The 23,122-nt window shown below is 57.5% G+C and carries 20 protein-coding genes and 1 pseudogene; 12 read left to right on the top strand and 9 right to left on the bottom strand.

Annotation, left to right across the window (positions count from 1 at the left end; translation table 11 throughout):
• The first annotated feature begins 634 nt into the window (after positions 1 to 634).
• Together RFN30_RS29615 and RFN30_RS29610 are read left to right on the top strand one after the other, a co-directional pair.
• On the top strand, positions 635 to 2,572 hold the full coding sequence (locus RFN30_RS29615) for an acyltransferase family protein (protein ID WP_320265579.1): 1,938 nt from the start codon (positions 635 to 637) through the stop codon (positions 2,570 to 2,572).
• A gap of 190 nt (positions 2,573 to 2,762) precedes the next feature.
• Complete coding sequence (locus RFN30_RS29610) at positions 2,763 to 3,512, top strand: carbonic anhydrase (RefSeq protein ID WP_320216510.1); 750 nt, start codon at positions 2,763 to 2,765, stop codon at positions 3,510 to 3,512.
• 4 nt (positions 3,513 to 3,516) lie between these two features.
• On the opposite strand, the gene RFN30_RS29605 is transcribed toward RFN30_RS29610, so the two are convergent.
• Positions 3,517 to 3,696: a hypothetical protein gene (locus RFN30_RS29605; protein WP_320265578.1), complete on the bottom strand. Its 180-nt coding sequence runs from the start codon at positions 3,694 to 3,696 to the stop codon at positions 3,517 to 3,519.
• A gap of 796 nt (positions 3,697 to 4,492) precedes the next feature.
• Between RFN30_RS29605 and RFN30_RS29600 the strand changes: the two genes are divergently transcribed.
• The 4 genes from RFN30_RS29600 to RFN30_RS29585 are packed head-to-tail and all read left to right on the top strand — an operon-like array spanning position 4,493 to position 10,258.
• The gene (locus RFN30_RS29600) at positions 4,493 to 5,731 is read left to right on the top strand and encodes an MFS transporter (protein WP_320216511.1); all 1,239 of its coding nucleotides are present in this window, start codon (positions 4,493 to 4,495) and stop codon (positions 5,729 to 5,731) included.
• A 6-nt stretch (positions 5,732 to 5,737) separates the two neighbouring features.
• On the top strand, positions 5,738 to 7,015 hold the full coding sequence (locus tag RFN30_RS29595) for a saccharopine dehydrogenase family protein (protein WP_320265577.1): 1,278 nt from the start codon (positions 5,738 to 5,740) through the stop codon (positions 7,013 to 7,015).
• On the top strand, positions 6,906 to 8,261 hold the full coding sequence (locus RFN30_RS29590; RefSeq protein WP_320265576.1) for a SidA/IucD/PvdA family monooxygenase: 1,356 nt from the start codon (positions 6,906 to 6,908) through the stop codon (positions 8,259 to 8,261). Before RFN30_RS29595 ends, RFN30_RS29590 begins: the two co-directional genes overlap by 110 nt.
• Entirely contained in the window at positions 8,258 to 10,258 is a 2,001-nt protein-coding gene (locus RFN30_RS29585; protein WP_320216513.1) for a class I tRNA ligase family protein, read from the top strand. The genes RFN30_RS29590 and RFN30_RS29585 overlap by 4 nt, the downstream gene beginning before the upstream one ends.
• A 192-nt stretch (positions 10,259 to 10,450) precedes the next feature.
• Here RFN30_RS29585 and RFN30_RS29580 read toward each other — a convergent pair whose 3' ends face one another.
• The 8 genes from RFN30_RS29580 to RFN30_RS29545 all read right to left on the bottom strand — a co-directional run bounded on the left by RFN30_RS29580 (position 10,451) and on the right by RFN30_RS29545 (position 18,132).
• Positions 10,451 to 11,218: a sulfotransferase gene (locus tag RFN30_RS29580; protein WP_320216514.1), complete on the bottom strand. Its 768-nt coding sequence runs from the start codon at positions 11,216 to 11,218 to the stop codon at positions 10,451 to 10,453.
• Between the two features lie 213 nt (positions 11,219 to 11,431).
• The gene (locus RFN30_RS29575; protein ID WP_320216515.1) at positions 11,432 to 12,220 is read right to left on the bottom strand and encodes an ABC transporter permease; all 789 of its coding nucleotides are present in this window, start codon (positions 12,218 to 12,220) and stop codon (positions 11,432 to 11,434) included.
• Between the two features lie 3 nt (positions 12,221 to 12,223).
• Positions 12,224 to 13,132 (bottom strand): nodulation factor ABC transporter ATP-binding protein NodI, encoded by a 909-nt coding sequence (gene nodI / locus RFN30_RS29570; RefSeq protein ID WP_320229382.1) that lies wholly within the window; start codon positions 13,130 to 13,132, stop codon positions 12,224 to 12,226.
• 10 nt (positions 13,133 to 13,142) lie between these two features.
• Positions 13,143 to 14,855 (bottom strand): nodulation protein NodU, encoded by a 1,713-nt coding sequence (gene nodU / locus RFN30_RS29565; protein ID WP_320265575.1) that lies wholly within the window; start codon positions 14,853 to 14,855, stop codon positions 13,143 to 13,145.
• A gap of 13 nt (positions 14,856 to 14,868) precedes the next feature.
• A complete protein-coding gene (gene nodS / locus RFN30_RS29560) occupies positions 14,869 to 15,522 on the bottom strand; it encodes a nodulation methyltransferase NodS (protein WP_320216518.1) in 654 nt (217 codons plus the stop codon).
• Positions 15,523 to 15,525: 3 nt separating this feature from the next.
• Positions 15,526 to 16,869, bottom strand: a complete 1,344-nt coding sequence (nodC, locus tag RFN30_RS29555) for a chitooligosaccharide synthase NodC (RefSeq protein ID WP_320223259.1) — start codon at positions 16,867 to 16,869, stop codon at positions 15,526 to 15,528.
• 16 nt (positions 16,870 to 16,885) lie between these two features.
• Entirely contained in the window at positions 16,886 to 17,545 is a 660-nt protein-coding gene (gene nodB, locus RFN30_RS29550) for a chitooligosaccharide deacetylase NodB (protein ID WP_320229386.1), read from the bottom strand.
• Positions 17,542 to 18,132: a NodA family N-acyltransferase gene (locus RFN30_RS29545; RefSeq protein WP_320216521.1), complete on the bottom strand. Its 591-nt coding sequence runs from the start codon at positions 18,130 to 18,132 to the stop codon at positions 17,542 to 17,544. Before RFN30_RS29545 ends, nodB (RFN30_RS29550) begins: the two co-directional genes overlap by 4 nt.
• Before the next feature lie 415 nt (positions 18,133 to 18,547).
• Here RFN30_RS29545 and RFN30_RS29540 point away from each other — a divergent pair, with 415 nt between their 5' ends.
• From RFN30_RS29540 to RFN30_RS29520, 6 genes and pseudogenes are all read left to right on the top strand, one after another.
• Positions 18,548 to 18,775 carry a hypothetical protein gene (locus RFN30_RS29540; RefSeq protein WP_320253115.1) on the top strand — a complete coding sequence of 76 codons (228 nt, stop codon included), beginning with the start codon at positions 18,548 to 18,550 and terminating at the stop codon, positions 18,773 to 18,775.
• Between the two features lie 438 nt (positions 18,776 to 19,213).
• Positions 19,214 to 19,378: pseudogene (locus RFN30_RS32470) on the top strand (hypothetical protein); the annotation flags it as partial.
• Positions 19,379 to 19,393: 15 nt separating this feature from the next.
• A complete protein-coding gene (gene nodB, locus RFN30_RS29535; RefSeq protein ID WP_320229387.1) occupies positions 19,394 to 20,053 on the top strand; it encodes a chitooligosaccharide deacetylase NodB in 660 nt (219 codons plus the stop codon).
• A gap of 77 nt (positions 20,054 to 20,130) precedes the next feature.
• Positions 20,131 to 21,003: an ISAs1 family transposase gene (locus tag RFN30_RS29530; RefSeq protein ID WP_320229388.1), complete on the top strand. Its 873-nt coding sequence runs from the start codon at positions 20,131 to 20,133 to the stop codon at positions 21,001 to 21,003.
• Between the two features lie 236 nt (positions 21,004 to 21,239).
• Positions 21,240 to 22,151, top strand: a complete 912-nt coding sequence (locus RFN30_RS29525; RefSeq protein WP_320229389.1) for a LysR family transcriptional regulator — start codon at positions 21,240 to 21,242, stop codon at positions 22,149 to 22,151.
• A 720-nt stretch (positions 22,152 to 22,871) separates the two neighbouring features.
• Positions 22,872 to 23,120 (top strand): acyl carrier protein, encoded by a 249-nt coding sequence (locus RFN30_RS29520; RefSeq protein WP_320265574.1) that lies wholly within the window; start codon positions 22,872 to 22,874, stop codon positions 23,118 to 23,120.
• Positions 23,121 to 23,122: the final 2 nt, after the last annotated feature.

The raw sequence follows: 23,122 nt of genomic DNA, 5'->3' as shown, positions 1-23,122 counted from the left end.
CGGTTCGCTACGACAGAGCATAACGACAGAATTCCATTTATCTCATCACCGGAAAACGTTCATCGACTCTGCTTCCGTATTCTTCTCGTTCCGGTCTCGACGATGACCCTCTGCGAGATGAAACTGGAGAGCCGTATAACTGCGCTACCAGACCCATCACCAGGCTGATGTGAGGAGCTTGCCCACAAAGACGCACCACGACCATATGATTGTCTGGAAATCAGAAAGACGATCCCAACCCGAGGTTCGGCGGGTGGGGGGGTCGAATGCATGCAGCAATAGACGATTGGATATGCAAAAGCCTCCGAACTGCCCAGGCAATCGCTTCTGCAATGGGTGAGAGAAAAAGTCGCCGTTCAATCGTTATGCAGCCGCCCTACTATCCATGGTGTGGATGAGTGCCATCGAAACAATTGATTTTTCGAATTTTTTGAAATGAGGCAAATCTCGATCTGACTGGTTTCAAAGCACGTCGAGCACACGTATGCAAATGGCGCTCGTAAGCATGGAAGTGACGTCCAGACTTGGGAACTCGGTGACACGAGGAATTCAACCGGTAGGATAAGGCCACGGTCGTCTTCGTCACTGTTGTGGCATCTCACTTTAGTAAAATCACCTCTATATCAGGTAGTCTATGCCGCGATATTTGCGAACCGATATTCAGGCCTTGCGAGGCTTGGCCGTTCTTCTGGTTGTTCTTTATCACGCCCGTCTTGGTCCGGGCGCCGCAGCTTATCTTGGCGTTGACATCTTTTTCGTCATTTCGGGGTTCCTGATCACAGGCCTCGTCAGGACGCATGTTGAACAATCACGGTTCAGCTTTTGGGAGTTCTACTACCGGCGTGCTAAACGCCTGTTGCCGGCTGCCTATGTCGTCATTGCGCTCACGACGATCGCTGCGCCTTTCTTCCTGTCGGAGGTGGAGCTGAAAGGGTTCCAAAACCAGGTTCTCGGGGCCCTCACATTCACCAGCAATATCGTTCTCTGGTTTCAGTCCGACTACTTCGGTGGCGCCGCCGAAACGAAGCCCCTCCTGCATTTCTGGTCGCTCGCTATCGAGGAGCAGTTTTATTTGCTGCTCCCTGCCTTCTTGGCGTTGGCTCCGAGGAGATGGTGGCTGACAGGAGTAGGCGTGCTCCTCGTTGCCAGCTTCTCGCTATGCCTTTATTTAACCTCCCGCGATCCATCCGCCGCATTTTTTCTTTTGCCGACCCGATGTTGGGAAATGGCCCTGGGGTCATTCGGGGCCTTGCTTCCCATCAACCCCAACGTGGCTGCCAAGCTTTCGAGGCTGCGCCTCCCGGCGCTCACACTGCTTCTCTTTGTTGCCGTTGTCCCCACTGGCTCCCCTCATCCGGTCGAGGATGCGGCTGTGGTTTGTCTCGCAACGCTGGTCCTCCTGCTTGCGCCCAGTAGAGATAATGTGGCGGTTCGAGGCATGGCGAGGATAGGAGATGTCTCGTACTCGCTCTATCTGATCCATTGGCCGGTGCTCGTCTTTGTGCGGGCCGCTTGGCTTGCAGATACACCTGCCCTTGCGATCTATGCGGCAGTTGCTTTCTCATTTGTCGCGAGCTGGGTTCTTCACCGTTTCGTGGAAGAGCCGTTCCGGCGGGGATATGCGACGTCCCGTGTACGGCTGGCTTCGGGTCTTGTTGCTGTATCGGTTCTGCTCGGCTTCTCGCCCTCGCTCGCCATTGCAGCGACCCAGAGCAACATTGACTTTGTCTATATCCGACGGATCAACGAAGGTTTGGGACCAGCATGTGATTTCAGGCCCGGATCGCCTCCTCAGGAAATCCCTCGGAACTGCCAAACGACAGACAAGCCCGAGTTGCTGGTCTGGGGTGATTCATTTGCCATGGCGGTGGTTCCCGGCTTGGCCAAGACAATCGGAGAAACGGGACTGGCTCAGCTCACGATGAGCGCGTGCCTCCCTGCTGTCGGAATAGCTGGTTTCTCGAAGCCGCCGACAGCGTCTCCCTATTCCCGCGCCTTCGGCGAGAGCTGTATTCGCTTCAATGACAGCGTTTTGCGTATCTTGAAAGCTCGACCCGAAATAAAGACCGTTGTCATTTCAAGCCCGTTTGGCGTCGCGGCGCCGGGTGAATTCATGCTGCTTAAGAGGACCAAAGATACTTTCACCGAGGTCAATCTTTCTATTGATGAGGCCGTTGATGGCATCAAGGCTCTCGTCGAAGCCGTCCGCGCCTTGGGCAAGCGAGTGGTCGTTCTTGCTCCTCCACCAGTTGGGAATATCGACATCGGTGAATGTCTTGAGAGGAAGGCACGTGGGATTGTTATTGTCGGGCTTTACAGTGACTGTAAAATATACGTCGCACAGTACCGTCGAAGCCATTCCGACACTCTCGAGCTCTTGAACCAGGTGGCCTTGAAGGCTGGCGTAGAGGTCATTTCCTATCACGACTTTCTGTGCGACGGCACAGCATGCAAGACGGAGATCGATGGCAAATTCCTTTACCGGGACAGCGGCCACCTTTCCTATGAAGGATCAGAGATAATCGCTCGCCGGACAAGACTTGCCGAGAGGCTGATTGCGGCTGCTCGTTAGAGCCGATGAGATGGTTTGAAGCAGCCAGATTCGTCCCATGATTCGAAAGCTGGAGGGTGAAGCTTGGTTAGCTAAGCTAGGCCCAATGTCGGGACCCGATCAACTCGCTGGATCGAATGCGTCTGTCCTCGCAACGGCCCCCTTTTTGCAATTGGAAAAGCATCAATTCGCGTAAGGAAGGGAAAGCAATATGCACCGTCGTCACCTGATCAAAGGGTTCGTTGCACAGGGCGCTTGCCTCATCTGTGCCGCGGCCGCGCGTGCGGATGGGGCCCATTGGGGATACACCGGTCAGGTGGGGCCCGAGCACTGGGCCGATCTGGACAGGAAGAATTTCGTCTGTTCGGCGGGTACGCAGCAATCACCCGTTGATATTACCGACGCCGTCAAGGCCGACATGCCGCGTATCGCAGTAGATTGGCACAAGGGCCGCCGCAAGATGGTGAATAACGGCCATACCATTCAAATCAATATGCCGGAAGGCAGCACGCTGACCCGCGGCGATCGCACTTTCGAATTGATCCAATTCCATTTTCATGCGCCAAGCGAGCATCGCATAGCTGGCAAGAGTTTCCCGATGGAAGTGCATTTCGTCCACAAGGACACAAAGAGCGACAGCTTTGGTGTCCTGGGAGTCTTTCTGATACCAGGCGCGACAAATGCCAGCTTTGCAAGCCTGGCAGCAGTCTTCCCTGCGTGGCCAGGCGCGTCAATGGCCGCCGATATCGATCCCAGCGGGCTTCTCCCGGCCTCGCTCAGCTACTGGACCTATGAGGGATCATTGACGACGCCGCCCTGCACCGAGAACGTTGAATGGATGTTGGCAAAAGAACCGGTAGAGGTCGACGCTGCGGATATTGCTCGATTTACCTCGCTCTATCCCCAGAACGCACGGCCTATCCGTTCACCTAATCGGCGGTTCATCCTAGACTTCAACTGAGGCCTTAGAATGCGGCAGTAACGGGTAGAGGAGGCGGCCGCAGAACACGAAAGGCGACCGCCTTTGATGCCCATCCGGTGAAGATGAAAGCGGCCGGATCATTGCGGCCCAGATAACCGCAATGCAGGCCGGCTTCGTTAATGCGCCAGCGATGTGTCATCGGCACCGAGCGCATTTCGTCCATAAAAGTTTTCGGACCGCAGACTTCCGGCTCCGGGCATGATCGCCTGCCGATAGACGGGGCGAGGCTCTATTAGTTAAGGCACCGCCACTCCGCGATGGGAGCCCCGGCTGAAACCGGGTCGGCATCGAGCAACCGCTACAGATCTCCACCACCCATCCCAGATGCGGCAGCGCCTAGTCTCGGCGCAGTTGGCTTTTCGGTGGAGGCCCGCTTCTGGATCGGTAGTCGAAGCGTGCGTATCGTCCGACCGCTTTTAGCCTCGGGAGTTCGATCGCTGTTGCGCCCCACCGACATAAAGGCGTGGTCGCAGGCACGTTCCGCGCCGCAGCATCGGCATCGTGTCGTAGCGCACCTCGCGGCGGCCATCCTGAGGCCCTACCCGCCTCTCAACTCCTGTAGGATAGTTGTGACTCACCGAAGTCAGGCATAGCCGTCTCCACGGCGCCGCCCGACATCTTCTGTCGGGTTTGTCGAGTTCACGATAGGGGCCTTCTTTAGCCGAGCCCTAGCTTTTCTTCAGCTAATCGACTGAAAAGACACCACAAAATTCCTCCTTCGGCTCAATCGATCAAACTGGCATGAATCTTGAGCATCTCCATTGTCAGGCGGGCGGGAGCTGACTGTCGTGGTTAGTGTCACGGGTAGCAACGATGGAGGGTTGGAGCAAAGCGATGCTCTACGGTTGCGCACGCGTTGCTCTTAGCACGGTAAGACATGTGCGCACAGAACGGCCGACTAGCCTTGAAATACAACATCGCTCCGCGCGGAAGCCGCGAACAACTTCATGGAACGAGAAATGAACGCCCCCGCTATTTCAATCGCCAGCACTCGTATTCTGTGGTATAGGCGTATGTTCATCGCTGAAAGATGCCTGATTTCCTTCTCGATGGGCATCTTTGCGCTGCTTCCAGTTTACCTGTTGTCGATTGGGCGAGACGAGATCTTTTTTGGCTCGATCTCAGCAGCAGGCATGGCGACCGCCATCTTAATAGTCTTGATCAGTCCTTCGCTCGCCCGGCGGTTTGGCGTGCGAAGGCTTGCACCTATCGGCGGGCTTCTCTATGCAGCAGGCTGCGCGACCATCCTCGTAAACGAGCTTTCGGGGGTGCGCGCGACACTCCCCTACTTCCTGAGCTACATGCTGCAATCGGGTGGATGGGCGCTGCACTTCACCGTGGGCTCGATCTGCATTGCCGCCCTCTCAAGCGATGCAGACCGGTCATCGAGCTTCATGGCCTACTCTGCATTCTCAACCTTAGGGGTAACCTGCGGACCTCTGCTAAGCAGCCTCCTTACCCGGTTCACCGGCTTGGGCACGCTGGACATGTTCATTCTGGCAATGCTTGCGGCGACGGCAGGTTCCGCATTGTCATCCTGGGCAGCGCAGCGTGCGGCGAACATCCGCAACGCCGATATTCCCAACAACGCCTCGCTTGCACGCGACCTTTTCACTCTCCTCTTTAGCAATTCTGCAATGTTTTTTGTACTCGTACTGCTGTCGGCAAGCATTTACACCACGTTGATAAACTTCCAAGCTCCATTTGCGAACAATTCAGGTCTTCGGTATGAAATATTTTTTGGCTCTTGGGCGATAGCAGTAGTCGGCTCTAGGTTTGCAATTGGTCCGCGCGTGAGCCGCGGTGCGGCCGATCGGATCTTGCCGCTACTCCTGGGCGGGATGGTTATTTCGCTTCTCGGTTTCCACTACTCTCCGGGCCATCCTGTTATTTACGCGGTGGGATCACTAGCGACCGGCATAACCTACGGGCTATCGTATCCCCTGATGCAGGCAGAAGCTGTCCGCGTGACTGCGCCGCAGTCCCGAACCTTGGTGCAGATCATCTTCAGTCTTTCCTATTTCCTCGGCTTGTATTTCTTTCCTTTCGCTGCCGGCATCGTCTCAGTTCACCTGGGATACGATACACTGACGTTATTAATTGCCGGCTTGGCTCTGCTGCAAACGGCTATTGCTCTTCTTGGCTATCGCATGACCCGGCGCAAGCCCGCCTCGACCGTGGCCGGCAACAAAGGCTAAAGCACGATGTGCGGGAGGTCCCACGTCGTCATCGGAGCCGGGCCAGTCGGCCGGGCGGTGGCCCTGCAACTTGCGGGCCAGCCGGACACGTTGGTTGTCCTGATTGACAGGAGCCATTCTGTGCTTGCTGCGGCGCAAGGGCTTCTGGGCGACCTCAAAAACGTCCGCTTCGACGGGTCGTTAGGTCCATGCGCTCTCTCAATCCAAGCACGATCGCTGATCATGGCTACGTCTTGGAATGACTGCCGAAATCTGGTCGGCAAACTCGCGCACCAAATGCACGAGGCAGGTCTACACACCCCTATTATTTGCGTGGGCAGGCCGGACCCCGAGGATCCTGACATCGCCCGGATGCCGCCTAACGGTCCGCCGGTAGTCTTGGGAGCGGGTCTCGAACCAGGACTGGTTGAATCGTTAATCTCACTGGCAGCAGCTGAACTAGACGGCTTAGAGAGCATCGTAACTCATTGCGGAGGGATTCCCAAAATTCCGGAACCTCCACTGAACTATGCTCTCGCCTTTGGACGTCGGCTGCCCATAGGGCAGAGGCCCGCGTTGGCTCGAGTCAATGGCCGAGCCGTAACACGAAATCGATTCGAAAGCGTGTCTTCGCTGTTCGTGGAGGGTGTCGGACTTCTTGAGGCATACGATGACGCAATGGTTCCGTCGACTGCCGCAAGCACTCATCTCAGCATTCCGACCATCCGGCAATTGACTGTGCGATGGCCGGGCTTTGCGGATGGCGTTCGGATGTTGCATCGCCTCGGGCTGCTGTCCGACGAGGAGGTTGAGATCGGGAGCGCCCGCCTGCGGGTCAAGCACGTCACGGAAGCGCTTTTAACTCGCCGGAGCCCAAAGGAACATGACGACCAGGTCATCCTTGATGTGGCCATTGAGGATCGCCATCGCAAACCTGGCCGCTGGACGTGCATCCTTCGCTCCGCACTTCAGGAACGAGGCTTCTCAAGCATGGCTATCGCGACCGCGGTTCCAGTGGCCGCAGCCGTGGAATGCGTCATGCGCAAACAGTTGCGGGGTGCCATCCACCCCGGTGAAGCCACTCTCGCCGAAGTCGCCTCGATGGCCCTCGGGAAAATGAGGGGAAGCCGGATGGCTGTCTTAGCCGAGCGCGCAACTGGGCTGTTGGAAACAACCACGATTTTTGGAGCCGGTAATGCAAAAGCGGAAAACACTGCTCGTGGGCAGCGGACCAGCAAACCTTGCACTGCTGACGTGCCTGAAAGAATGGGGTTCCTCAGTTCTGGATACGCTGGAAGTCCTTGAGCGCCGCGACAGTGCAGAATGGCACCCAGGCATTGCTTTCGAGGATTCAAGGCTCCAAGTCTCCTTGTTCAAGGACCTGGCGTTCCTGAGGAATCCGGCAAGCCCATTCACTTTTTTCTCGTTCTTGCACGACAGGGAGCTTCTCTATCACTTTATTCATACGAACGAACTATATCCCTCAAGGAAGCTGTTCTCCGACTATCTGGTCTGGGTAAGCGGGTTTTTTGCGAATAAGATTCGTTTCGGCAAGGAGGCGGTGGAAGTCAGGTTCCGCGAGAGGCCATCGGGAATCCCAACCCTTGTCGTCACGGTCCGGGATGTGTCGAGCGGGGACGTTTCGGAAACCGAAGCTGACGACGTGGTCGTGAGCCTTGGGCATGAACCATACCTTCCCGAAGAACTGGCCGTCGATCCCGGCCGCGTGGTGCATTCAAACTTCTTCCTGTCCCATGCGAACGAGGGACTGATCAACGCGAACGCTCGCGTTGCAGTCGTCGGGTCCGGGCAAAGCGCCGGCGAGATAGTCAGATTCCTGCTTCAGCATCGGGAAGTATCGGAGGTTATCGTCGTTGGCCGGCGCCACCTCTTTGAACAGACGGATGACAACCCGTTTGTAAATGACTTCTACACCTATCCACACTCGCTAAAGTTCGCGAAGCTGCCACCCGAAGATCGCAATAGGTTTCTTACCGACACGAGGAACACGAACTTCTCCACCGTCACCAAGGACGTCCTCAAAAGCATCTACGATCTTCGCTTCGAGGACCAAGTGTGTGGACGCGATCGGCTCAGACTGTTTCCGTATACGGAAATCACGGCGGCGGAGCGTGTTGAGGATAGCTTTCGTCTTCACCTTCGCGGAATCGGAAGCAGGCAAGACCTGACAACGCTTGAAATCGACCTTCTGGTTTGCGCGACGGGCTTTTCAAACCGTCGCCATTTATCCTTCCTCCAACCGCTGCAACCGGTCATCGAAGACGCCGCCCTCGTTATCGACGAGTCGTTCGAAGTGGATCTCGGTCAGACGGCATTGCGCCGCTCCGGTCCGCGACCTCGCGTTTTCCTCACGAACCACTCTTTTGGCCTTCGGGGCCCAACGGAGCACACGCTCGGCGGTCTGGCCGAGCGGGCGGCGGTCGTGGCGAAGGCGCTGCAAGACGGGCACGTGCTTCAACCTGCTCAAGGTCGCCCCGAGACCTTGCCAGCGGCATGGCCAACCCGAAATTCAAGAGTGGAAACGAAATGATCTATCCGCAAATAATAGATCTCAAAAATGAAGCACGTGCGGTCCCTATCTCGATTGATGGCGGCATCGTCAGGCATGATCCCTTCCCAGAAGGGGGTAACGTTTCGGTACGTCTGTTGAAGTTCAGTTCAGGCGCGACCACTTGCCGTCACAACCACGGGGAAGTCGAATTTTGGACAGTGATCTCTGGCGGCGTTCGAATTCACCTGGATGAAAAGACCTTCCTGCTGCTTGGCGGAGAGAGCATTAGGATCGACCCGCTGCGCAGGCACAGAATTGAGGCTTTGGACAGCGGTGCAGTCATGCAGACGGTGTGGTGGCACAGCCGCGCAGCGTTCGAAGAGGCGATTTCCACGAAGGAAGCGACAGCAAAAGACAAACCGTTGTTGCTGGTCCCCGCCATGCTTACCCCGAATGGGCAAATGCACATAGGTCATGCCTCAGGACCGTTCCTCCACGCGGATGTGTTGCGCCGAATTGCTGAGACAGGCGACCGAGAGGTCTTCGTGCTGCAGGGCACGCACGGTCATCTTGAGCACATTGCGATTGCGGCCGACGCTGCAGGACTGGAATACTACCAGCTCGCGGAGAAAAATACGGCTTCTTTCCAAGAGGCTCTGGATCGGCTCAACGCAGTCCCGGATATTTTCCTTGGGACAGAGCCAGACCGCCGCGGCAAGGCGGTCGTTCTCGAGGTCTTCAAGCGACTTTGTAGCAAGGGCCTGATCGCTGAAAGAGAGCATTTGGTCCCATATGACGTCGAAAGCGGGCGCTTCAGGGTCGACGCCTTCGTCCACGGCAAATGTCCCTATTGCGGCGGCTATGCTTCCGGCCATGAATGCGAGGATTGCGGCGCGCTGGTCCTCGATGCCGAACTTCAGGATCCGGTTGATCTCGAGGGGCGTTCCCTGGAACGTCGCCCCCTGAAGCGCCTTTTCCTGAACCTCGCTCCAATGCATGACGCGCTCGAATCCTTCGCCTCGCGGTCCTTCCTGCCCATTTACGCCAAGCACTACATCGAATCCTGGCTGAGCCGGGGGCTTCCGGAAGTCTGCATCTCTAACCCAAACCGAGAGGGAATCCGGATTCCAATCCCAGGATTTGAGTGTCAGCGGTTCAACATCACCATCGAACACGTGCCTCGGCACTTGCTTGCCTTAGAAATGATAAGGGAAAAGAGCGGATGCCCTGCCTTGTGGTACCAAATTCCGCGGGACGAGATGCCGGAGCTGAACATTCTTTTCGGGGCGGACAACGCCTTCGGACGCTTGTTGGTCATTCCCGGCGTACTTTCGGCCCTTGATCTGCATGAGATGCTCCCTCGACGGATCTTCGTAAATCAGATGCTCACTCTCGATGGGAAGAAGTTCTCAACATCACGAAATCACGCAATCTGGGTGAACGATATCACTGCAAAAGAAACGGGCGAGCCGCTTCGCTTCTACCTGTGTCGCCGGCGGCCGGACGGTTCTGTTGAGGACTTCTCCCTGAGTTCTTATGAAAGCTGGAAACGGAATTTCTGGGACGGACGGCTGTTAAGATCGACCGGGAAGGCTAACCAGGTCATCGAGCGGGTCGCAACTGACGAGCTCCCTTGTCCTGGCCAGTGGTCAGCCACCGACATTGCGTTCTTGGCGGAGTGCAGACGCTTCAACGCAGAAGTGCGAGCGCGTTTCGAAGCGGATTACCCGGACGTACGTCAGCTGACACATGCAATCGAGGCGTTCGTCGACGCAATCGACCGCTATTCATGTTCAGTGCTGCACGTTCCAGCTGCAGCGAAGGAAAACGAGGCGCTTGACAGGACCGCGGCCCGCGCAGTGACCTTCGCGCTTGTCGGACTCTGTGTCGCGGCCTACCCACTCATACCTGATTTCGCCGTCCGCATCGCAGGGAGTCTTGGGCTGGGGGTCCCCAAGCTCAGCTGGTTAGACCGCGACTGGATAGCCGAGCCAGTGCGTCTGCCTGAAAGCATAGGCGCCAGAGGCGGTGAATAGCCGGTAAAATGATTTCGGACTTACGCGGAGCCGCACATCGAGGAGCGGGCGCGGGGGAAGGCGCGCCAGGAAACGTCGGCGACACGTCTGATGTGGACGCCGATGCCGGTCGGGCCATACGCTCCATCCGTTCCCCAGCATGTGGCCTTCGGTGTTCGCGTGAGTTTCTTTATCTTTCGATAACCTTGACTGTCAGTCGATCGCCACTGCCCTTCCCCTCTCGCCGACGTCAAAGAATCTCGCATAAGGTCCGTGCGAGAAGTGGCGGCGCAACTCATGAAAATTCTCGATCGTTTGCTCTAGCGGTCGCGTTTCCTGGCGCTGAAGTGTCGCCGTACTGGAAAATCGAAGCGCCGGAACGCCTAGGAACTCCCAAATCGCTGTCAAGCATGTAGCAGGTTCGCGCAGGAGGCACTCGTACTCGATCTCAAGCATATTGCTCTTCGTGAAGGATCGCGCGACCCGAGCGTGGAAATCGTCGGCAGCCTTGAAGTATGCCTCACAGTCGGCGGTCGATAATCTAACTTGCGGCGGCGGAGCATCATTGTCCGACCTGAACTTCAGCCATTGGCGCGTTTGTCTCGCCTGTACCAGTGACCGCAGCGATTCCAAGGTATTTTCGCGAACCACGAGGATGACTCTGAGGCCCGGCCAGCGTGTCAGCTCGGCAAAAAAACCCGGACGATCATGAAATTGAGGTTCGTTGACCTTGCAGCCGACATGCGTCGCCTTTTTGTCGCTCTGCGCGGGACAGCACGAGTAGGCAAGCTCAAGCAGCTCTCGATCGCTGCGAAGCAGACGATGCTTATCGGGCCAAGTCGTGGCATATGGATTGAGCAGCTCACCGTTGCTCAGCACATTCGGATGCGCGTTCAGCAATTCTTCCAGGTAGTGCGTCCCAGTTCTTGGCATGGCCAGGATCACGAATGGCGCAGGCGGCGGTATGTGGCTATCAGTCATTGCGTGTGTTCCTAACCAGCATTAGTCGCGGCAGTTCGGGTGGCGCTTCGGACGAGAAGCCTGATTGCCATCTTCGACACTGCCTCGCTCGACGATGTTCGCAACCGGTCGGATTAAGCTCGCACTCAAGCAAACCGTACAATCGAAGGGATAGCACCACGGTCTGCGCTGACAGGGGGCGAGTGCCAAAGCCTCGGCACCGACGCAGCAGCGTCAGCGCATCAGGCGCCGACGCAATAGCGCCGCCGACAAGAAGAACGGCAAAACCGCGTAGACGCAAAGTGTCGTAATATGCAGGCCGAGGCTTTCAGCCGGGCGGCCAAGCATGACTGAGCGGATCAGGTCGACCGAGTGAGCAAGAGGCAAGAGAGACGATACCTGCTGAAAAGCGCCTGGCATTTGGCTGACCGGAAAGACGGCCCCGGACAGGAACAGCATAGGCGTGAGAACAAGCGTTTGATAAAATACGAGACAGTCGTAGTTGGGCGCAAGCGCCGTGACGATCATGGCTAGACTTGCGAAAGCAAGGCCAGTTAGGGCGATGATTGGCAGCGCGTAGAGAAGGGATGGCCACGCGGCATAGCCGAGCGTGGCAGCAACTAGCGTAATCGCCGTACCGGCCAGAAGAGACTTGGTGCCGGCCCAGGCTAGTTCACCAAGTACGATATCGCCGAGCGTGAGTTGAGTGCACAGCATCGCTTCCCAGGTGCGTTCGCCTCCCATGCGAGCAAAAGTCGAGTAGATCGTTTCGTAGGTCGCCGAGGTCATCGCGCTTACCGCGGCCATGCCAGCCGCCAGAAAAGCTACGTACGAAGTGCCTTCAACACGACCTATCATTATCCCGAGGCCAAAGCCGAGAGCGAACAACGAGATCATCGGCTCAGCGAGGTTCCCGAGAACCGCCGCAAGGGCAATTTTCTTCCAAGCCAAATAATTGCGGCGCCACACTGCAACCCAATTCCAGGCATTGGCGGGCATAACGGCCATATAACCTTCGATCATTGTTCAGTCCTTCATCTCGCGCCCGGTCAGCCGCAAGAAGACATCCTCGAGATTCGGCGGACGCTGCAAAAGGCGCAGACCAGCAACCCCACGCAGCTGCCTGAGCACCTGCTCGGGATCGGGCGCATAGCAAAAGAGGGTTTCGCCGCTCAGCTCGATGCGTTGCGCGTACGGCTTGACCAGCGATCTCAGTTCTTGTGGATTGCCGCCATAGACTTCGACCACCTGGCAGCCGATCTGCTCGTCGATCAACGCGTGTGGTCGCCCTTCGGCGATCTTGCGCCCATGCTCGAGCACACACAGCCGGTCGCACAACCGCTCGGCCTCCTCCATGAAGTGAGTGGTCAGAAGTATCGTCTTGCCCCGCGCCAACAAGGAACGCAGGCGTTCCCAGATCAGGTGGCGCGCCTGTGGATCGAGGCCAGTGGTCGGCTCGTCCATGACCAAGAGTTGCGGGTCATTAATCAGCGCACGGGCCATCGTCAGGCGTCGCTTCATGCCGCCGGACAGTTCGGCGACGCGCGCATCCGCCTTGTTCTCGAGGCGGGCGAACTCGAGCAGCGATGGGCTGACCGCTTCGACCTCGCGTTTGCTCATGCCAAAGTATCGCCCGAACACCAGCAAGTTTTCACGTACCGTGAACCTATGATCAAGGTTGTCGAACTGCGGGACCACGCCGATGCGTCCACGTGCCAAACGGGCACGTGCCGGCACTGGCACGCCGAACACCGTGATCTTGCCTGCGTTAGGCGTTGCCATACCGAGGAGCAGCCGTGTAATCGTGCTTTTGCCCGCGCCGTTCGGCCCCAGCAGCCCTAAGCACTCTCCCGGTGCAACGGTGAATGACATGCCGTCGACAACGACCCTTTTGCCATATGATTTCGTCACGCCGACAAAGTCGATTGCCACCATGGTCGCGCACTCAAACCAGCGTAAGGGCGCCGTCGACCGGCGATAGTTCAGTTTCGGGAATTTTGGTCAACAGCACACCATCGGACCATATGTGTTCAATTTTTCCCCAGCCGCAGGCTGCGGCGGCACCCGGAAAGAACCCACGTCCATGGTGGTTGGCACTCGTATTGCAAAGCAGCGGAATGCCCGTGAGTTTTTCATATTCGATGAGTAGCTCGGCCACCTTGTGCTCAGAGGTTCTGGAAATGGTCTGCAGTCGCGCAGAACCGTCGAGATGCACGACAGCGGGGACTTTGTCCCGCCATTCCGCCCGTGTCTGATGGTCGAACAACATGTAAGGATCCGGCGTTCCTGGGCTGAATATTTCCGGCGCGCGGTCCTCAAGGCAGATCGGCGCCACGGGGCGGAAGTGTTCGCGAAGTTTGACGTCGTTGAGATAATCCTTCATTTCGGGCGAAGTCGCGGCCGCGAGAATGCTTCTGCCACCCAGTGCCCGTGGTCCGAGCTCGGCGCGCCCTGTAAGGAAAATGACGGGCTTATTGCTGGCGAGAATGGAAGCGAGTTTTCGCATGCTGCACGGTTCGGAGTTCCATCCCGAAGGCAGTTGGCCATCTAGCAGGGCCGGGCCGCTGTAAACCGACCAATCCAGAGGAACGAAGCCATCTTGCACAACCATTGCGCTGCAAGCGGCACCGATTGCCGAGCCGCTGTCATTCGGAAATGGCGGCACCCAGACAGCATCGAAGAGACCCGCCTCGCGTAAGGCACTGTTCCATTTAATATTGAGACCGCAGCCGCCGGCGATGCACAAATTTCGCGCCCCCGAAAGATGTGCGTGCCGCTCCGCAGCGGTCGCCATTTCGCTGACGAGGAGACGCTCGAGAAAAAGATGAAAGGATGCAAGCACATCTTCGGGTGCCTGATCCCTCAATCGGAGCGCACTGGCTTCGAAGAAGTCATGCACGCGCGCAAGCAAGGGCTCCGCGCTGTTGATATCCGCACGGTAATGCCTGGCTAGCTCTGTGTCGCCCGCAAAGCGCTCCCGGTAGAGTTCCTGAAACACTGCCACGATGTCTTCATCGACCGACCCGAGTGCGATGTAGGCCATCAGCTTGCCGGCAACACCTAGATCCCAGTCGCCGCGACCCGCCCGCTTATAAGGCCCGAAGTGATGGCCCGCAGCTGCGTAAACATGGCCTATCACTGGGAATAGGCATTCTAGGAACCGGGCGCCGCGGCGTTCTACATAATAGAGGCGTGGAAAGATGCACCCGTCCCAGACCAAGCAGAATGCGGGCTGTTCGGTTTTGGCGAAAGGGCTGGTGCAGTACGCCGAGGTCACATGGCCGGTAACATGCGGGTAGCTTCTATAAGAGAAAAGCCGGCCACCGAGCATCAGGCCGGAGCCGTCGAGCGAAGTGAGGAGGCCCTCGGCATGGCGTTCGACGTAGGGGGCCCCTTTGAGAGTGATCGGACCCGCCCCGCTAAGGACCTGGAACTGCGACTCCAAATCACCGTCCCAGCCGTCGATAACGAACTGATCTACGTCCCGCGGATCCAGACCGTGCTCCGCCAAGGCGGAGACAACTGACTCCAGATGGTCGATGGCTTGATATCGTCGGTTATTGTCCCGCTTCTCCTGTTCAAGGCAAAAGACGAGTTGTCCGTCCTCGACAAGGGCGACCGCCCCGTCATGCGTCAGCTTGATACCACAAATGCGCATAATGCTTCCTCGTCTAACGCAGGCAATTCGATAGATCCGGAGGCCGAACCGGACTCCGAAAACGGGCGAGCAAGCAGTCTTGGCTAGGGGTGTCACCCTGGCACTGCAGATGATCGACAGCGATCAACGTCTCGTTCAGCATTGCCATGACAGTCTCGGCACCAGCGGCGTGACCCCAGCGCCGGCAAGTGGCATCACGCGCCGATCCGAATACCAGGTGTCCCCCTGGCGCAAGCATCCGCGCAAGGTTGCGGATGGCAGCGCGCATCTCGGCTATGCCGTTGAGGTAATAAAGAACCTCCGCCACGACGATCAGATCGAACGGCTCCTCAGTCGAGAACTGTTGAACATCGGAGACTACCCAGGTGATGTGCGGTAGCTCCTTCATCCGTCTGCGCGTTCGATCAATCGCGCGCGGCACGACATCGATTACTGTAAGCCGTTGGCAATGGGGCGCTAGCCTTTCCGTGAACGCGCCTGCCGCACACCCAACTTCAAGTGCATTTGTGATGGATCCATGCAAAAGCGACAGCCGCAGCATTTGCGTGTGACGCTCCCGCTCGAACGAATTGGCATCGAGCAGCCACGGATCGTCGGCGGCCAATTCCCGATCCAACAATCGATGATTATTGTCCAACTTCAAAATTCGTCTACCTCGATTACGCAACCATCACTCATCGGAAGTCACCAGCACCGAACAGTCCCGCGCAAGATGGCGCATACGATTCGGCACCGCATCTTCCGACAATTTTGTAGTGCTTGATTCAGTGGTCAGGTTCTGGACGGGAGCCTGTTTCCCATCATTGACTGCCACGGTGGCAGCGAAGCTGCGCGACAGCCAATCGCTGTTGCTCAACGTACACAACGCATAGGCTTTCAGGGGGAGCAAGAGAAAGACGTTGATGAATGTGTGGACAGCGAAGCCTATAAATCGAAGTTGGCGAGCACGAAGCGCCACCACGCTGCAGCGAACGATGGTCATGAATACAATCATCAGGATTGTCCACCATGGCACGGTGCCCATCAGTGCGAACTGCACGAGGCCTGTTAGCACCGATACGGCGAGTAGTAGCGGCCCGAGATTCTGTCCCACCACGTCCAATGTTAGAAAGCCGTTGAGGCCCGGTAGCAGATTCAGTGCAAGCCAGGTGTCCCGGAAAGTGCTGCGTGCCCACCGGAGTTGTTGGCGCAGATAAGGCCCTAGGCTATCTGGAACGACTGTTGCCGCGATGGCGTCCGGGATGTACTCAGTTCGAAGGCCTGCTTTCAGCATTAGGATCGTAAGATGGCGATCTTCACCGAAGTCGCTTGGCTTTCCCCGAAATGTTTGGGTCTCATACTGATCCAGCAGCAAAAGGAGTGCGGATCGACGGTACATGGCACACGGGCCGCAGCAGCACATTACGGCGCCGAAGCGAGCCTGCGCTGCGCGTTCCTCGTTGCAAGCCAGCCAGTATTCCATATCGATCAACCGGGTCAGCCAAGTGTCGCTCCGGTTGCTGGCTGTCAACTGACCCATGGCTGCGCCGATCCCGGGATCTTGCATCTTCAGCGCAAGCTTTGTGACGACATCGGACGCTAGCATCGTGTCCGAGTCGACATTGAGCACCAAATCTCCAGATGATCGGCGTATCGCGGCGATCTGTGCCTTGCGCTTTCCGGCATTTTTGGGGAGCAGAATGAAGTTGAAGTTCGGGTGGCCCGCGAAGCTCTGGTGAACGGGCGCAACGGCGTCCCGGTTTCCAGAACCGTCATCAACTACATAGACTTGCAGTCTTCCGGCGTAGTCCTGGTTTGCAATCGACGTGAGGCACTCGAAGAGTGTGCGGGGGTCCTCGTTGTAGCAAGGAATGATGACGTCCACGCTCGGCCAAAGATCGGGACTGGCTAGGTTGTCCGAGACCAATGAAACGCTTGCCGTGCCGGCATAAGCGGCTTGCATGCTCTTATATGTGGTCGAGAGCAGCGCATAACACGAGATGGTGACAGTGCTGACTGTGCCAAGAAGGTCCATGAGATCTTTGGTTCGTTTAGTGTTGTTGGGGAAGCGAGCGCATTACAAAGCCGCGGTCGTGCAATGCTGGAATTATGCGCGAGAGGGCCAGGATGGTTTGGCTTCGCAAGCCGGCGTCACTGCCCGGCTTCATCTCGCTAGGAGGGCACCCGTCGTGCAAGAGCACGATTGCGCCCGGCCGGACGGAGGCCAGCACTGCATCGACGATTGCATTGACACCGGGACTAGACCAGTCTTGCGGATCTGCCGACCAGTGGACAGCCGACAGCCCAATACTGGCCGCAGAGGCGATCACTTGTTCGGTCCAGATGCCATAAGGAGCGCGCATGTACCGCACCGAGGCTCCAGGGCAGGCCGCTTTGATGGCTCTGTTCGCCTCGAAGATCTCACGCTGCACTACGCCGGGTTCGCATTCGGACAGATCAGGGTGGGTCATCGTATGGTTAGCAACCTCGTGCCCTTCCGTGATCATTCGTTGGATTAGTGCTGGCTGGTCTGCCGCGTACGCGCCAATGACGAAGAAAGTCGCCGACACACGGTGTTGCGCCAGCACGTCGAGCACCTTCGGTGTGCAAAACGGATGAGGGCCGTCGTCAAACGTCAAATAAACGCTAGGTTGGCCGGCACCGTTAGCGCACTCGCTGTACACTTCGGACAAGCAGTCGAGGTGGCTCAAAGCTCTGCTCCGTTCCGATCAATCATCTCGCCGGCGGGCCAATCGGTTATCGGACGCCCAACTGGCAAGACAACGACGAGTGCGTCGTCTATGCGCGTGGGCGGTTTGTCGAGAAGCGCGTCTCTAAGGGTGGAGCGCACGCGAACGCCCGACTTGACGACCAGCAGACCGCCTCGCCCCAATCTTGCAACGTGTTTATGCAACGCTGGCCGAACCGTGCCGAAGCCGAATGGAACCGCGAGTTCCTGCAACACGGGAAGCACGACGCGGAATGAACTGCTGATTCCGAGCCCCTCGAGATCCCGACGAATCCCGTACAATCCGAGTTCAGCCACTAGCAGATCAGCCCCATCGATTTTGATGAATCGACGCAGTATGCCCATGTGTGCCGCAATACCGCTCGAGTCATACGCGATCGCACGGAACTCAGGTCTAGCTCCGGCCCAACTTCGGCTGCCTTCGAACGGCTTGGCATTGAAGGCGCCGGTCGGTCCGTAGGTCCTTCGAAAGAATTCGGCGAGTTCGATATGGTCGGAAAGTTGCAACTCGTTTTCCCAGCACAGCTTCCACCGCACCTGAGAGCGCATACAAAGACTCCTTTTTTGATACTTCCCGAGGGCACGCATCACGCGTTCGACGCCGCGTGATCTGGTGCGAGTTCAGACGCTGCCGTCGGAGATCGCGATACTAGCCAATTGAACTGGCAGAACCTCGTACGACTGGGTTCCAGCGCTGATGGGATCTCTCAAACTTGCCGTCCTTCCTGAGCCAAACCCTTCATTTCGGGTTCCTAATGCAGCACCGCCATCGATTGGTAAAATCGATTGTTTGGATGGTTGATATTCGATCGGTGGATGTTAGGATCTATGCGTTCCAAGGGTCCTGACCGCTCATGATCGGCTGGCCGAAGTTGGTGCTGTGCGCCGTCGCGGTCAGGTTCCCCCGCAGCCAATAGGACTGCGCGCGAAGAGCAGATTTGATCGAGACCGCGTTGAACCGGCGGTGGAAATCGACACGCTCAGCCCCGCCACCGAGGGCATGGCCACGATGCCGATGGCACTGTGCGTTGTGCTCGCGAATCCATGCCTCGCCCGCCGAAAATGCGACAGGAGGCTTCCAGTGCCGGGGCCGCAGGAGCGCCCGTTGTGGTCCCATGAGGAGGCGGAACACGAGTTCCTGCTCTCCGTGACACGCCGTGACCTGGGTTTTGCCGGGGTGGTCGAGCACTGAGCGGTTATGCGGTGGAAGCTAGACTAAGACTTCTCAACCGATCCGCGTCTCTGCCGTGAAAGGCACCGGGTCGACCCGCTATCGCGCAAGCCCAGGAGCGCGCAAGAATAGTGAGCCGCCGATGTTTACGCTCGCGCCGGAATACGTCTCGGAGAACTGCCGACCGCCGTGCGAGGCGAGGTTTACTGGACCCCGGGCGTGGTATCAATACGGATGGGATTTATCCAATCAATCAATTTGACTGATTTGCTTGAGTCCTGCATTCATGATCGGACATCAACGCAAATTGAGCGAGGTACAAACCGGAGCCTGGGAAAAAAGCGGCTCTTAAGAGTCCTTGCCAAATCACATCAACACTGACATGTACCAGATTGCTTTGCCATTTCACTAAGTTTGGCGCCTTCGACCCACTTGTGACCGAAGTATAATCGCACCCCCATGCAGGCACGCCTGGAACAAGATGGCGCTCAATTCGACGTCGGGGTCAACCCTTCACAATGCGCTACCCGATTTGCCCCAAAGCGCACGGAAAACGCAGCTGTCGCTGTTACACCGGTTGAATGTTCAACGTCCGATTGGCCGGCCGGAGCGACAATCGACCGGAACGGACCAGAGCCAATGATACATTCCGACTGGTTATGGGACCTGCGCAGTGAGTGCGACGACTGCATCGGCCGCCGCAGTATATATTTGACTTTTGACGACGGTCCTCACCCGCTTTGTACACCGCAGATCTTGAATCTGCTCGCGGAACATCGGGTCCCGGCGACGTTCTTCGTCATTGGCGCCTATGCCTTGGGCCAGCCGGAGCTAATTCAAAGAATGGTCGCGGAAGGGCACGAGGTAGGCAACCACACGATGACTCATCCGGACCTGTCTAGATGCGGGTTCGACGAGGTGCAGCGTGAAATATTTGACGCTAATGCGGCTATTATGATGGCTTGCCCTCAAGCGTCAGTTCGGCACTTGCGCGCGCCATACGGGAACTGGACCGAAGAGGTCTTTGCCGCGTCCGCCATCGCTGAACTGGCAGCTATCAAATGGTCGGTTGATCCGCGCGACTGGTCTCGCCCCGGGGTGGACACGATCGTCGATGCGGTCCTGGAATCGGCCAAGCCCGGGGCAATCGTCCGCTTGCATGACGGGTTTCCTCCCGACGAGTTGCTAGCCGTATCTGGTGCAGGTCTGCGCGATCAGACCGTCACGGCGGTATCCCGTCTAATCCCAGCTTTACTTGAGCGCGGATTTCAAATCCGCTCGCTTCCGCATTTTGATTGAAACGCACCGCTGGCTAACTCCGCGCTTTGACCGCTGCTATCTACGAGGGCATTTGCGGCGGATGGCCGACCATCCTCATGAACCGCATCAATCCTGCGCTGTTTGTCGATGCGTTCACCGCTTGGATGCGCCAGACATCGCCGGACAAGCCCGACTTCGTGGCCACCTCGCGCCGCAGCCATGACCGCAGTGCCGACAAGGCTCCGCTGCATCTAGTCTCCGCCTTCGCCGCGACGTCTCGGCTGGTGCCCGGCCAGGGGGCGGTGCCCGACAAGAGCGGCGAGACCACCGCACTTGCGGCACATCTGGAGCGTCTGGGCGCAAATGACGGCCTCAAGGGAGCGATCGTCTCCATCGATGCCATCGCTACCAACGCAACGATCGCCACGGCAATCCGCAATGTCGGCGCCGACTATCTGCTCGCCATCAATGCTAACCAGCCCACCTTGTGCGCTGAGGTCGAAGCCTGCTTTGCTGATGCACCTGCCGCTGAACTCGACCGCGTCACCGACATCGAGGAACGGCGCGTCACCGTCTCTTGCGAGGCCGACTGGCTGGCGGGCTCGCGCCGCTTTCCCGACGAACTGCGCTTGCCCGAGGCCAAAACCATCATCCGCGTGAAAAACCGCACCGAACTTAAGGATCGCTGCCGCCACGACCAGATACTTCATGTCTTTAGCACGGCTCGGCGCCGAGCAGGCCGCCTCGGCCGTGCGTGGTGGTCACTGGCTGATCGAGAACGCCCTGCACTGGACCCTCGACGTCGTCTTCAACGACGATCAATCGCGGCTCCGAAAGGCCATGGCGCACACAACAGCGCCGTCGTTCGCCACTTCGCCCTCAATCTGGTCAGAGCCCTCTCCGACAAGCGATCCATCAAGCGTCGACGAAAAGTCGCCGGATGGAACCCCGACTATCTCGCCTCAATCATCGGAGAACTCGCTCGTTAACCTGGATTCAAAGCCCTTTGCTCAAAGACGTGCCGTCCCGATCCTGACGCGGCCGCTGGGGCGCAGGACTCTTGCAGCACATCTCGGGCCAGAGCTAATGAGCTCCCGGGCGGTCGGCTGCTTCATTTTGCCTCCCCGATTTGCATATAAAGACACTTTTCAAATGTGGTGTCTCGTGACATTGGTGAAATCTATTGCTCGGATGAAATGCATCCATGCGCTAGATTGGAATTGAAATGCGGTTTAAAGGCCTTGATCTGAATCTCCTCGTCGCGCTCGACGCTTTGATGATTGAGCGTAACCTCACAGCGGCGGCTCGCAGTATCCACCTTAGCCAACCAGCCATGAGCGCGGCTGTCGCCCGGCTGCGCGGCTATTTTGGTGATGAGCTTTTTACAATGAAAGGCCGTGAACTCATCCCGACACCGCGAGCCGAGGCGCTCGCCTCGCCGGTCCGCGAGGCGCTGCTGCATATACAGCTCTCGGTTATTTCCTGGGAGGAATTTAATCCGCGGAAATCCGATCGCTGTTTTAGGGTCATCCTTTCCGATTACATGACGATCGTTTTCTTTCAGGGGGTCATTGACCGTGTTGCGCGAGAAGCCCCTTTCGTCAGCTTCGAACTCCTGCCTCTCGCTGACGATATGGAAGAAATTTTCCGGCGCGGTGACGCCGATTTTCTGATACTCCCTGAAATGTTCCTGTTAAGCGGGCATCCAAAAGCGAAGCTTTTCGACGATACACTCGCCTGTGTGGGCTGTCGGACAAACAAGGAACTGTCGAGAAAGCTCACGTTCGAAAAATATATGTCAATGGGTCACGTAATGGCCAGATTTGGACGTTCGCTCAAGCCATCCATTGACGAGTGGTTTTTGATCGAGCATGGCCTCAAGAGGCGGGCCGAGGTGGTCGTGCAGGGGTTCAGCATGATCCCTCTGATGCTACCGGGCACCAGTCGCATTGGGACCATGCCCTTGAGGCTGGTTGAGCATTTCGCAAAAACACTACCGCTGCGCGTCGTCGAACTTCCGCTCTCGTTGCCGGTGTTCACTCTGGCGATGCAGTGGCCTGCGCTTCAGAATGGCGATCCGGCAAGCATCTGGATGCGGAAGATTTTGTTGGAGGAGGCATCTCGCCTGGTGCCATAGCCGAAGGCTGCGGTATGATTTGCACAACTTTGGATCTGCTCAGCGTTTCGGCGGTGTGCTTTGCGGCGAGTGGCCGCCTGTCATCTCCGCCAGGAGGCGCAACTGGACACTCCGGTTCCCTGCCCGGCGCGGGCCGCAGATCAATACGAGCCAGCCGTTTCGCTGGCGTAAGAGCCCTCCCGCCGAATGGAGCCAGTCCTGCTGCCGTTGCTGCCTGTGAGGCCAGCGACGAGCAGATCGGGGAACTGCCGTCGGCACGCCTGCCGGCGCGGGATGGCCGGAATCGAGATCGAGCTGGTTGGTCGCTGTGCATTCGGGTCGACCGCGACGTCGATAAGGGTACGTTGAGCCGGGTGCAAAGGCGGCTCAAGCGAAAGCGCAATATGACTGCGTGTACCCGGATCGACTAGCGATGCTATTTCCGGCGTCCTGAAATTCTAGCACATCACTATGTACAGGAAAAATGCGATTTGTGAACGACGCCCTTCAAAATGAGTATTCCGGTGATGCTGGGCGGCTATTCCAACCCGACGCCGGTCGCAAACAAATAGTTCGGAGTCCGCCTCTGGGCTATAGGCACACCATCCATTGCTTGAATGATTCTTATCCAAAATATCAATTTCCCCAATAGCGCGAAATTTTGCATCACAACAATGCTGATCGGTGAATCTTTCGCGTCACCGAGATTCATGGTCGGCCGCCAGACGGGAGGTGAAAGGCATGACTAACCAGCTTACGGCCGAAATCCTGGCGGAGATCTGCAAGCACGCTGAACCGGATGGGAATCCGATCACTCTTGAGACGAAGCTGACTGATTTGGGCATCCATCCGCTGGAAATGGCGGACATCCTGTTTGATCTTGAGACGAAATACGGGATCCAGATCGAAACGGACATTACTGAGGCCTGGAGCGATTTGCAGAACGTGGGCAGCGTGGTCGAAGCCCTCCGTGCGCTTAATGAGCACTGACA

It is taken from the genome of Mesorhizobium dulcispinae, assembly GCF_033977345.1.
Classification (GTDB): Bacteria; Pseudomonadota; Alphaproteobacteria; order Rhizobiales; family Rhizobiaceae; genus Mesorhizobium; species Mesorhizobium dulcispinae.
The sequence above is the reverse complement of the archived record's forward strand: the minus strand, read 5'-3'. Positions and strand labels throughout refer to the sequence as shown.